General features: G+C 70.3%; 10 protein-coding genes, 1 tRNA gene and 1 pseudogene. 5 read left to right on the top strand and 7 right to left on the bottom strand.

Annotated elements, in window-relative coordinates:
- Positions 1-304, top strand: a pseudogene (locus tag ACWD5Q_RS34485) (IS200/IS605 family accessory protein TnpB-related protein); the annotation flags it as partial.
- A 92-nt stretch (positions 305-396) separates the two neighbouring features.
- Here the strand turns inward: ACWD5Q_RS34485 and ACWD5Q_RS34480 are convergent.
- From ACWD5Q_RS34480 to ACWD5Q_RS34465, 4 genes are all read right to left on the bottom strand, one after another.
- The gene (locus tag ACWD5Q_RS34480) at positions 397-1,653 is read right to left on the bottom strand and encodes an ADP-ribosylglycohydrolase family protein (RefSeq protein ID WP_451431017.1); all 1,257 of its coding nucleotides are present in this window, start codon (positions 1,651-1,653) and stop codon (positions 397-399) included.
- A 563-nt stretch (positions 1,654-2,216) separates the two neighbouring features.
- Entirely contained in the window at positions 2,217-2,813 is a 597-nt protein-coding gene (locus tag ACWD5Q_RS34475) for a hypothetical protein (protein WP_451431016.1), read from the bottom strand.
- Positions 2,814-3,195: 382 nt separating this feature from the next.
- Positions 3,196-3,849: a hypothetical protein gene (locus ACWD5Q_RS34470; RefSeq protein ID WP_451431015.1), complete on the bottom strand. Its 654-nt coding sequence runs from the start codon at positions 3,847-3,849 to the stop codon at positions 3,196-3,198.
- Between the two features lie 329 nt (positions 3,850-4,178).
- Complete coding sequence (locus ACWD5Q_RS34465; protein WP_451431014.1) at positions 4,179-4,853, bottom strand: hypothetical protein; 675 nt, start codon at positions 4,851-4,853, stop codon at positions 4,179-4,181.
- Between the two features lie 76 nt (positions 4,854-4,929).
- Between ACWD5Q_RS34465 and ACWD5Q_RS34460 the strand changes: the two genes are divergently transcribed.
- A complete protein-coding gene (locus ACWD5Q_RS34460) occupies positions 4,930-5,265 on the top strand; it encodes a LamG-like jellyroll fold domain-containing protein (protein ID WP_451431018.1) in 336 nt (111 codons plus the stop codon).
- A 646-nt stretch (positions 5,266-5,911) separates the two neighbouring features.
- Here ACWD5Q_RS34460 and ACWD5Q_RS34455 read toward each other — a convergent pair.
- Positions 5,912-5,985 (bottom strand) — tRNA-Pro (locus ACWD5Q_RS34455).
- A gap of 267 nt (positions 5,986-6,252) precedes the next feature.
- The gene (locus ACWD5Q_RS34450; protein ID WP_451431013.1) at positions 6,253-6,399 is read right to left on the bottom strand and encodes a hypothetical protein; all 147 of its coding nucleotides are present in this window, start codon (positions 6,397-6,399) and stop codon (positions 6,253-6,255) included.
- Positions 6,400-6,635: 236 nt separating this feature from the next.
- Here ACWD5Q_RS34450 and ACWD5Q_RS34445 point away from each other — a divergent pair, with 236 nt between their 5' ends.
- Both ACWD5Q_RS34445 and ACWD5Q_RS34440 read left to right on the top strand, forming a co-directional pair.
- Complete coding sequence (locus ACWD5Q_RS34445) at positions 6,636-7,079, top strand: DUF7144 family membrane protein (protein WP_451431012.1); 444 nt, start codon at positions 6,636-6,638, stop codon at positions 7,077-7,079.
- A gap of 10 nt (positions 7,080-7,089) precedes the next feature.
- Positions 7,090-7,287 carry a hypothetical protein gene (locus ACWD5Q_RS34440; RefSeq protein WP_451431011.1) on the top strand — a complete coding sequence of 66 codons (198 nt, stop codon included), beginning with the start codon at positions 7,090-7,092 and terminating at the stop codon, positions 7,285-7,287.
- Positions 7,288-7,320: 33 nt separating this feature from the next.
- Here ACWD5Q_RS34440 and ACWD5Q_RS34435 read toward each other — a convergent pair whose 3' ends face one another.
- Entirely contained in the window at positions 7,321-10,011 is a 2,691-nt protein-coding gene (locus ACWD5Q_RS34435) for a LuxR C-terminal-related transcriptional regulator (RefSeq protein WP_451431010.1), read from the bottom strand.
- A 181-nt stretch (positions 10,012-10,192) separates the two neighbouring features.
- Between ACWD5Q_RS34435 and ACWD5Q_RS34430 the strand changes: the two genes are divergently transcribed.
- Complete coding sequence (locus ACWD5Q_RS34430; protein ID WP_451431009.1) at positions 10,193-10,777, top strand: MarR family winged helix-turn-helix transcriptional regulator; 585 nt, start codon at positions 10,193-10,195, stop codon at positions 10,775-10,777.
- The last annotated feature ends 217 nt before the right edge of the window (positions 10,778-10,994 follow it).

Here is a 10,994-nt window from a genome sequence, read left to right as displayed (position 1 = left end):
CGTGATGACTCGCCACGACGCGGCGAGCATCGCGATCGGAAGGCGCGCCCTGGGGCACCCGATCCGGCGACGGACGGCACCGCCCCCGCACGACCAGAGCGATCGTGCGGGGCATCGGACCGTCCAGGCCGGACCAGGCCACCGAGGACGTGAGGAAAACCGCCCGCGTGTTACCGGACCACGGACCCGATCCGTGTGCGCCGGACACGACGAGAACGCGGTGGACCAGAACGCCCAACACCGTTCGGGGCGTTCGGCTGAGCATGAGTTCTGGCGTCAGGACTCACTCCCGCTCAGTCTCTAGGAACGGTTCAAGCGCACGAGAACGTTACTTTGTCTTGCGTGGACGAATCAGCATGCGTGTCGCTGGTGTCGGTCGTCAGGTTGAGCGTTGGATCAACTGCCGAAGCGCAGTCGGCGGTATCGCTCCCAAAGCTCCGGTCGGTCAGCCTTGCCGAAGTACATGTTCAGGAGCATCTCCAGGAAGGCGCTCTCTGCCTCGTCGGTTCCGCGCCGGTATCTGTCGCGGGCCGACTCCACCCAGGCGTTCACCGGGCGCCAGCCATCCGCGCTCGGCTCGACGGTCATCTCGAAGACGCAGTGGCCCGTCCAGCTGCGGCACAGCAGGAGCCGATCGCCTTCAAGACAGGCGTTCCACTTCTCTTCCATGGCCTGGGCCCGGACACCGTGGCGGATCCGCTGCCACTCGCCGGGTGTCCACACCAGGTCGGGAGCCTGGATCGGCTTTGGGCGCTTGATCGGTACCGTCTGCCGAAAGTCCGTCCGGCTCGCGTCGATGCCGAGCCGGTCCGCTTCCAGCCACCCCGGCAGCGGTTCCACGGTGTCGTACCAGTTCTTCGGGATGCCGGGAACGCCCAAGCGGGACGCCAGGATTCCACCCACGATCGCGCACGTGGTGTCGACGTCCCCGCCCGCCGAGGCAGTTGCCCACAGCGCGGCCTCGAAGTCGTCGAGGTGTCTTGCCACGCACCACAGCGTGAACGGCACCGTGTCCACCGCGCTGACTTGGCGCCCGTTGCCCAGCCGGTGGGCGGCCAGCTCCACATGCGGCTGGCCGGCAAGGTCGAGCGCCTCGGCCACACCGTCGCGGACCTTCCCCGCCGGAGTCAGCTCCACGGCCGGCAGCAACAACTCCTGTGGCGTGATGCGGTGACCACGACTGCGTGCGGCGCAGGCGGCCGCAACCGCGACGGCCACCGCGCCCGCCACGGCCTCCGGGTGAGTATGGGTGACCTCGGCCGAACACGCGGCCTGCCAAGCGGCCTCCTCCAGGTCCACGGCAAACCAAGCCCCCAACGGCGCCACCCGCATCGCCGAGCCGTTGCCGAAGGATCCTTGCCCGTCGAACAGTCCGGCCGCGAGATCCCGCCACGAACCGCCCTCGCGGATCTGCCGAAGGAGCCGGTTCATCGCCGGACCGTACCCGCGGTCGAAGTCATGGCGCCGTGCGAAGGACTGTGCCAGCTCCCACTGGTCCACCCTGCCCCGCAGCCGCAGCCCGTCGAACACCGAACAGGCCATCTCGGTGTCATCCGTCCACGGCCACGGACCGGGCGGCAGTCGGCGCTCCTCCAGAGCGGACCGGTTCTCGGGAACGAAGAACTGCGCGCCGAACGCATCACCGACGGCCAATCCATGAAGTGAGTCACGCGCGGCGGAACGGTGGTCGAAGAGAGGAACGGAGGCTGAGGTTGGGGACTGATCGGTCATCACCAGGCATCATGCCAACTACCGCGACAGCGAACCAGCCGATTCTCTGGCGATCGGTCACGTCCGCTGGAGTGGTGCAGCGACGGCCACTCGGTGATCTCGATGTTGAGGATATGCGGTGATTTCGGTGGGCAGGATCAGTCTCGTCTGTTTCTGACTCGATCGGGTGGAGGCAGGCTTTGGCGAGGAGTTCGCGGCTGGGGTAACGGCGGGCCTCGGTCCACTCGTCGTTCTGCTACCGACGCCAGGGACCCGGCTGTCGTGTTCAAAGTCTTGATGCACTGGCCATCCAGACATGGAGCCCTCGCGGTCAAGGGGACACCAAAATCGAACAAGGGGTCATCCCTTCACACGACCGCCTTGAAGAACTGGGAGTCAACCGACCCCTTGACCAGTAAAAGCCGGGAGCAGCAGGCCCGCCGCCTGCGGCTCTTCTGCCAGCTGCGGGCCCGCTGCTTGATCGCCGGAGGCTCGGGGCGTCCGGGTCACCCCTGCTGGGGTTCGCCCAGCGCGAGTCCCGAGTCCCGACGCCAGGCTTCGCCCTCGGGCGTCCAGGCGACACGGGCGCCGAGTCGGATCCAGACGCCGAACTCGCCGAGGGAGAGTTCAGAGGTCTGTTCCGCCCAGACCGTGTTCAGACAGAGTTGCATGCCGCAGTTCTTGGAATCGGACAGGCCGCGCCAGCCACAGTTCCAGCTGACGTCCATGCTCAGCGGGCCGAGAACGGAGACCATCCGGTCCAGTTCCTCCTCGGTGGCGTCGTCCTCGGCTTCGCTCTCGGGGGTGCCGAAGGGCAGGGTCGTGTCCAGGGAGACCATCACGCCCTCGGGCAACGGCCAGAGATCGGCCAGGCCAGGGCTGAGCCGCAGGTTCGCCGTCAGCCAGGACCTCGGCTGCTCCGCGTCGAACGTGATGGCCTCGCGGCGCACCAGTTCATCCAGGAAAGGGAAGATGCGGGGTTCCCGGTCCACGACCATGCGGGCAGTACCGAAGGAACGGATGGCGTACGCGTACTGCTCAGCCGTGCTGATCGGTTCCAGTCGGGGCCAGGGGGCGGTGGACCAGTCAGCCAGATCGCGCATGATCGCGCGCGCCCGCGTCAGCGCGCTCGGGGCGTCGGGAAAGGATTCGCGTACTCGGTAGAGCGTCGAGGACAAGAAACGTGCCTTTCGGACAGGGACAGGGGTGGACGCGCCGTCACGGTACGCGTCCGCCCCTGTCCCGGATCACAGCTTGAGATCAGACAGCGGCAGCAGGCGGATCAGTGGGAGTACCCGTTCGGTGAGTAGTAGGTGTGTCCCTCGGCATGGCCGTCGTCGGCGTCGCCTCCGAGGTAGTCCGCCAAACGGCCTGCCAGACCCCCATTGCTTCGCCCACGTGTTCCGCCACCCACGGCGTCACCTGGAGCGAGTTGCGCGCACGTCTCGCCTGCATCGGCGTGTAAGGGAGCGCGGGGCGTCCGGGTCACCACCCGTCCTCGGGTGCACCCAGCGGAAGTCCGGAGTCGCGGACCCAGGTTTGGCCCTCGGGTGTCCAGGCGACACGGGGGCCGAGGGAGATCCAGACGCCGAACTCGCCGGGGGACGGCTCGTCGTGCTGCCGCAGCCAGACACTGTTCAGGCAGAGCAGCACGCCGCAGCCCTTGGCCTCCGGGAGCCCACGCCAGGCGCAGTCCCAGATGACGCTCAGGGTCAGCGGGCCGAGCACCGAGACCATCCGGTCCAGTTCCTCCTCGGTGCAGGTGTCCTCAGGCTCGCCGCCGGGGACGCCGAAGGGCGGAGTCGCAGCCAGGGCGAGGTCGACGCTCTCGGGAAACGGCCAGAGATCCGCCAGGTCCGGCCCCAGCCGCACGTTGCCGCTGAACCAGGACTTCGTCTGCCGGGCGTCGAACGTGACGACTCCTCGGCGCCGCAACTCGTCGATGAAAGGGAAGACGTGAGGTACCCGGTCCGCGGTGAACCGGGCGGTGTCGAAAGTACGAAGTGCGTAGGTGAATTGCTCGACCGTGGTGACCTTGTCCAGCTGAGGCCAGGGCTCGGCCGTCCAGTCGGTCAGGTCGCGCATGATCGCGCGCGCCCGAGACAGCGCGCTCAAAGCGTCGGGAAACGGTTCACGCACGCGGTAAAGCGTCGAGGACAAGGAAACGCGCCTTTCGGACAGGGGCAGGGGCGGACGCGCCCTCACGGTACGCATCCGCCCCTGCTCCGGGTTACAGCCTGGTGTCAGACAGCGGCAGCAGGCGGATCAGTGGGAGTACTCGTTCGGTGAGTAGTAGGTGTGTCCCTCGGCATGGCCGTCGTCGGCGTCGCCTCCGAGGTAGTCCGCCAAACGGCCTGCCAGACCCCCATTGCTTCGCCCACGTGTTCCGCCACCCACGGCGTCACCTGGAGCGAGTTGCGCGCACGTCTCGCCTGCATCGGCGTGTAAGGGGGCGCGGGGCGTCCGGGTCACCACCCGTCCTCGGGCTCGCCCAGCGGAAGTCCGGAATCGCGGAGCCAGGCTTCGCCCCCGGGCGTCCAGGCGACACGTGGACCGAGGCTGACCCAGACGCCGAACTCACCGGGGGCCGACTCGGCGTGCTGCCCGGCCCAGACGCTGTTCAGGCAGAGCTGGACGCCGCAGTCCTTGGATTCGGGCAGACCGCTCCAGCCACAGTCCCAGCTGACACTCATGGTCAGTGGTCCGAGTACGGAGACCATCTGGCTCAGATCCTCCTCGGTGCTGTCGTCTTCCGGCTCGCTGTCCGGGCCGCCGAAGGGCGGGGTCATGTTCAGGAAGAAGGTCAGGCCGTCGGGCAATGGCCAGAGGTCGGCCAGGTCGGGGCGGAGCTGGATGTCCGCGACGAAAAAGGGGTTCGGCTCCTGACGATCGAGCGCGATACCGCGGGATGTCAGTTCGCTCAGGTACGAGTTCAGGCCAGGCAGATCCCGTTCCCCGCCCACCCGTCCGACGCTGAAGGTGCGCACTGCGTGCACATACTGCTCGCGTGTGGTGACCGGTTCCAGTCGAGGCCAAGGGAGGCCGTTCCAGTCGGCCAGGTCGCGCATGATCGAGCGCGCCCGCGTCAGCGCGCTCGGCGCGTCGGAAAAGGATTCGCGTACTCGATAGAGCGTCGAGGACAAGAAACGTGCCTTTCGGACAGGGACAGGGGCGGACGCGCCTTCACGGTACGCGTCCGCCCCCGTCCCGGATCACAGCCTGAGATCAGAGAACGGCAGGCGATGCAGCGCCGACACCTCGAACCCGACCATCTCCTACGCCTACGCCGCGGGCGCCTCGGCCAACACCTGGACCCACCTGACCGGCGTCTACAACGCCGCCACCAAGACGGCCCAGTTGTATGTGAACGGCACCCTGGCCGGCACCGTCACCGGCGTCACCCCATGGGCGGCCACCGGAAACCTGGTCCTCGGCCGGGGCCTGGACAACGGCAGCCACGACGACTGGGTGAGTGGTTCCGTGAGTGGCGTCCAGGCGTACAACTACGCCCTGACGGCCAATCAGGTTACCGCGCTGTACCAGAACATTCCCTGAACCTGACGGCCTGACAGCACCGCTGGGGGCGGTCCGCGCAAGCGGGCCGCCCCGTGACCTCAGGCGGTGTCGTTATCGAACCCTCCTTGCCCGTTCTCGACGCTCATGGCTACGAACGGGCCCACCACGGCTCGCCGAGGAGCGGCACGGCAGCGAACTCCGGGCAACCTTGTAGCCGGTGGTCACCGCCGGGATCGCTGTCGTCGCGGCCGACGATCCCCAGGTCTGCGATGGCCCCGAGTCCGACCGCCCGCAGCCTCGCGGTGAGCCGGTCGTGGTGGCATGCAGTGATCTCCGAGGTGCGTCTGCCGTCGAGACCCGGAGCGTTCGACCCCGGTCGTCGGTGAGCGCGATCACGAGCAGGCCATGGCACTTGTGTTTGCCGGAGTGTGCGCCGGGAGGCGCTTGCCGTTCGAGTGCAGGTGAAACACCGCCACCGCCGTCCTGTCGCAGCAGGGTGGTTGAAGCTCGGGGCAGCCTGAGCCGGGAGGTGCCGGGGAAAACGGCTTGTGCAGCGCACCTTGACCGAGTCAAGGTGCGCTTCGGCCGCGTTCAAGCAGGCTTGTCCCCAACCGGTCCCCAAAAATGATCAAAAGGCCACTCCAGACCTTGTCTGAAATGGCCCCTGACCTGCGACTTCATAAAGTCGGGACGACAGGATTTGAACCTGCGACCCCTTGACCCCCAGTCAAGTGCGCTACCAAGCTGCGCCACGTCCCGGTGCGTCTCCCACGGTGTTCCGCGTGATCACGCAGGTAAACCCTACCGCACACTCCTGAGGGACCTCACCGGACCGGGGGCAGGGCCCGACGACGGCGACGGCGGCATGTCGGACGGAGCGAGGCCTGGACCCGGTTCAGCAGACCCTGGCCGAGGTCACCGAGGTCCGGCCACCGGGCGGACACCCGGGCGCCGGGGACGCGGGAGCGGACCGATGTCAGGGGTCGGGCTCCGCCGACGGGGGTCCGGGTGCGTCTCTCGACGCCGTCAGGACGAGGGCGTCTGCGCCTCGTCGGCCGGAGGGCTGGTTTCGTCCGTGGAGGTCGGGCGCAGGAAGAGGAATTCCTCGAAGGCGGCCATTCCGAAAAGGATGGCCATCATCACGACCGGCACGAGGAGGGCAAACAGGATCACAGGACCTCCCGTGGGTGGTCGGCCTGTGCGGCCTGGTGTGGTGGGCCGTTTCAGCATGCGGCCGAATGGCGGAACGCGCATGTCGTGGCGACCCGTCGCGGACCGTTCCCCCCGAAGTACCGGCGCCCGGCGGCCCCCTCGTCACCCCTGGCGGGTGAGGACCGGACGGGCCGGCGGGCGCACCCTCGCTGGAGAGCGGCTGTGCACGGCAGCCGGGCACGGAAAGGAGTCCCCCCATGGCCACCACGACCCCGTCCCCTTACCGCTCGTCCGGTGCCCTGACGACGGCGGCGGCCATCGGCCTGACGCTGTTCGCCTCCGTGATGCTGTTCTTCGCCGGCGTCCTCGCGATCCACCGGGGCATCATGGCGATCACCCGGACCGGCGTCTTCGCCGCCACCGGCGACTCCGTCCACAGGTTCCATCCGACGGGGTGGGGCTGGATCCATCTGTGCCTCGGGGCGGTCGCCGTCGCCGTGAGCTTCGGTCTGCTCGCCGCAGCCGCCTGGGCGAGAGTCCTCGGGGTGGCCATGGCGGTCCTGCTGATCATCGTGCGCTTCCCGTCCGTCCCGTACCACCCGGAGTGGGCGCTCATCCGGATCGCGCTGTACGGGCTCATCATCTGGGCGCTGTGCGCGTGCGGCCGCACGACGTTCCCGGGTGTCCGCGGGCGGACGTGACCGGGCCGGCATGCGCTACGAGATCCGGGTCGACGGGCGGTTGCCGAGGGCGCTCAGCGAGGCGTTCCCGGCCATGGACAGTTGCGTCGTGTCCGGGCAGACCGTGCTGTTCGGCCAGGTCATCGACGAGGCGCAGCTCTACGGTCTGCTGGCGCGCTGCCAGTCGCTGGGCCTGCGGGTGGTGGAGATGCGGCGCCTGCCCGAGTGATCCTCGCCCCGTCCACGCCAACCGCGGCCGTCTTCACAGCAGGTGCAGTTCCCTGGCCCGGCGTACGGCCTCGCCGCGCCGGGTCGCCGCGAGCTTGCGGTAGAGGCTCTTCAGGTGGGTCTTGACGGTGTTCACCGACAGATACAGGTCGGCGGCGATCTCCTCCGTCGACATCAGCTGCGCCAGCCGTTCCAGCACCTCGTGCTCGCGCTCGCTGAGCGGCTCCGTGACGGGTGCGGGCACGCCGTCCTCGGCCGCGTCCGGCACCGGGGCGTGCCCCGTCAGCCCGGTCCCCAGCCAGTCGTGGCCCCGGGTCAGGGCGGTCCGGCGCCGCGCCAGCCGCCGCAGCCAGGAGCCGGTCTCCAGGAACGGCCGCCGCAGGTGCTCGGGCCGGGCCAGGGCGAGGGCCCGCGCGACGAGGCGATGGGCCTCCGCGTCGTCGCCCAGCGCGTCGGCGGCCTGCGCCCGCGCGAGCAGCACCCGTACCGTGATGCCCGGTCCGTCGCCCTGGCCGCTGGGAAGCCCCGTGAGCAGGGCCGAGGCCGCCTTGCCGTCGCCTGCGGCGAGATGTGCGCGGGCCACCGCCACCACGGTCTCCGCTCCTCCGCCCGCCCCCTCCAGCATCCGGCGTGCGGCCTGGGAGCGGCCCTCGGCGAGATGGGCTGCGGCCATCGCCAGGGCCGTGCGTTCGTGCAGCCAGGGCGAGGGTTCGACGGGGGCGGGCGGTGGTTCCAGCGCCGCCGCCAGCCGCAGTGCCGCCCCTGGCTTTCCCCGGGCGAGCAGCAGGCGTGAGCGCAGCAGGGCCAGGCCCGCGGTGACGAGCGGGTCGCGGGGGGCCGCAGCGGTGGCGGCGTGGTCGAGGTGGGTGCGGGCCGCGGTGAGGTCGTCGCGTTCGATGGCTACGGCGGCCAGCACGAGTTGTGCGACACCGGCCCGGGCGGCGGGCGGCAGCCCGGCCCGCTCGGCCTCGGCGACCGCTTCCCCGGCGTGGGTCTCGGCGCGGCCCGGCCGGCCGTGCAGGAAGTCGATCAGGGCCAGCCGGCCGAGGCACTCCTGCCGCAGCAGCGCGGTCCGCGGGCCGTCGTCCACCTGTGCGGCGGCGTTCAGGGCGGACCGCGCGGACTCCAGTCGGCCGGCCCACAGCCGGGCCGATCCCAGGTCCGTGAGCAGCAGCGCGGACAGTTCCGGGTGCCGGGCGAGGCGCTCGGCGGGCAAGGCGCGCCGGGCCGCCTCCGCGTCCCGGGCCGCGGCCTCCGCGAGGTCGGCCGAGCCGGTCGTCCGGGCGGCGAGGACGCGCAGCAGGGAACAACTCAGGCGCAGGGCCGCGGAGTCGGGGGCGTCGGCGGCGGGCAGCTGCTGCTCGGCGCGGCCCAGATGGCGCAGGCCCCGGTCGATGTCGTGGCCGGTCAGTGCGCGGGCGGCGCGTACCAGGTCCGCGGCCGGTCCCCTGGCGTCCGGGGGCATCCGGGAGAAGAGTGCGCTCAGGCGTTCGGCGTCGAGTCCGGTGAGCAGGCGTCCGATCGCGGGTTCCGCGATGAACCGGGTGGCGGCCCATTCCCAGTCGCCGGCCGCCGCGGCGTGCGGGAGGGCCTCGGTGAGCAGTCCCGCCTCGCTCAGCCGGCGCCCCGCCCTGCGGTGGAGTTCGGGTTCCAGGCCCGGGTGCCTGACGCGCAGGTGGACCCGGAGGATCTCGGCGAACAGGGGGTGCAGCCGGTACCAGGCGTGGCCGATGCTCTCGACGAAGGCGTTGGCGCGCTGGAGCGCCGCCAGGATCCCTTCGGCGTCCTGACGGCCCGTGAGGGCGTTGGCGAGCCCGGGATGGATCTGTTCGAGGATGCTGGTGCGCAGCAGCAGGTCCTGGGTCTCGGCGGGCTGTGTCTGAAGCACCTCGGCGAGCAGGAAGTCGGCGAGTGTGCTGCGGCCCGCCTCGAAGTCCTTCAGAAAGGTCTCCGGGTCGTCGGCGCCCCGGGCCGCGAGGATGCACAGCCTCAGCCCGGCTGCCCAGCCCCCGGTCCGCTCGGTCAGGGCCCGGGTGCCGGCGTCCGACAGAGGCAAGCCGTGGCGGTTCAGCAGCTCGGCGGTCTCCTCGGGGCGGAGGGCGAGGTCGACGCCGCGGATGTCGGTGACCTCGCCGGCGGCCCGGTACCGGTGCAGCGGCAGCAGCGGCTCCGTACGACTGATGATCAGCAGCCGCAGTCCGCCGTCCGCGTGACGCAGGACGAACTCCAGCTGCCCGGCGACCTCGGCCGAGGTGACGATCCGGTCGAACGCGTCGAGGACGAGGATCAGGGGCTGCGTCCGCCGGCTCAGCCGGGCGGCGAGCCTGGTCAGCAGGGAGTGATCCACTTCGCCGGGGCGGGCCGGGCTGCCGATATCCTCGGGGGCCTCCAGTCCGTGGCGGCGCAGGGACTCCAGCGCGTAGGTCCAGAACACGCCGGGCCCGTTGTCGCCGGGTTCCACCGTCAGCCATGCCACGCGGCCCGGGGCGGCCCCGGCGGTGATCCAGTCGGCGACGAGCAGGGTCTTGCCGGCTCCGGCGGGGCCGTTGACCAGCGTCAGGGGTCCTTCCACGCCCTGTTCCAGCAGCTCCGTCAGGCGCGGCCTGCGCAGATACGTCGTGGGCGGGGCGGGCACGCTGAACCGCGCCGCCAGCAGGGGGTCACCGTTCGGGGCCAGCGGTCCCGGGGGCGGATCCCGGTGTCCGCCGGATGAAGGAAGCGGCATGGCAGGTCCACCAACGGTCCTCAACTCGTGCAGCCGGACAGTCCCTCCTTGGATCTTCGCGCCGTGCCGGAGAAGCCGCCATCGGAGAGCGCCCGTCCGCGCGACACATCCATGCCCCAGTCAATTATATGCCTTCGGCACAGAACTGCCTAAGTCACACGTCAACGGCTACCATGGGGACATGCCCGAGCCCGTGGATCCGACCGCCTCCCCCGACCCCTCCGAGGCCGCGCCCACGGCCCCCCTCGCCGGCGGCGAGCCGGACCCGGCGCTGGTCGCCGTCGAGCGCGCCATGGTCCGCATCCGGCGCAACCAGACCAAGCGGACCCTGGGCCGCTTCGTGGCGAGCCGCCTCGACCGGTCCATCGACCTGGCGCACACCGCTGTGGTCGACGCCGTCGAGGAGGAACCCGAGGAGCCGGGCCAGGAGGTGACGGTGGGTCTGGTCGCCGAGCGCCTCGCCGTGGACCCCTCACGGGCGAGCCGGCTGGTGGCGGCGAGCGTCGAGGCGGGATATGTGCGGCGGGTGCCGTCGCAGGCGGACAGCCGGCGCGCCTGCCTGGAGCTGACCGCGGCGGGGCACGACCTGGCCACTCTGGCGCACCGGGTGCGCCAGGAGTACTTCGGCGAGATCATGCGGGACTGGTCCGCCCGGGACCGCCGGGACTTCGCCCGGCTGCTGAGCAAGTTCGCGGGTGTCCCCGTCCGCAGCCGGTACGCCCACGACCCGGCCGAGGACGGCGAGGACGAGAGCACCGGGAACTGACCGGGCAGGACGGACGAACGCGCCGCCGGGGCGGCGGATCCCCTTCTGCGCAACGTGATTGCAACGTGCGTCGCGTTGTCATGGGCAGGTGACCATGGATTTGACATCCTCCCCTCCCTGAGGTTATCCACGGGGCTCAGCCACACCTCATCTACGTACTGAACGAGCAGTGACCCCCCTCAACCTTGCTCGTTGATGAAGAGGTATCAGCAGGCTC

The organism is Streptomyces sp. NPDC002513 (assembly GCF_053595355.1).
This window is presented reverse-complemented; position numbering and strand designations above follow the sequence as displayed.

Excerpts from the sequence above, each read along its gene's own strand:
- ACWD5Q_RS34475 (WP_451431016.1), bottom strand. The coding sequence starts at position 2,813 with ATGCGCGATCTGGCTGACTGGTCCACCGCCCCCTGGCCCCGACTGGAA.
- ACWD5Q_RS34445 (WP_451431012.1), top strand. The coding sequence starts at position 6,636 with ATGGCCACCACGACCCCGTCCCCTTACCGCTCGTCCGGTGCCCTGACG.
- ACWD5Q_RS34440 (WP_451431011.1), top strand. The coding sequence starts at position 7,090 with ATGCGCTACGAGATCCGGGTCGACGGGCGGTTGCCGAGGGCGCTCAGC.
- ACWD5Q_RS34435 (WP_451431010.1), bottom strand. The coding sequence starts at position 10,011 with ATGCCGCTTCCTTCATCCGGCGGACACCGGGATCCGCCCCCGGGACCG.
- ACWD5Q_RS34430 (WP_451431009.1), top strand. The coding sequence starts at position 10,193 with ATGCCCGAGCCCGTGGATCCGACCGCCTCCCCCGACCCCTCCGAGGCC.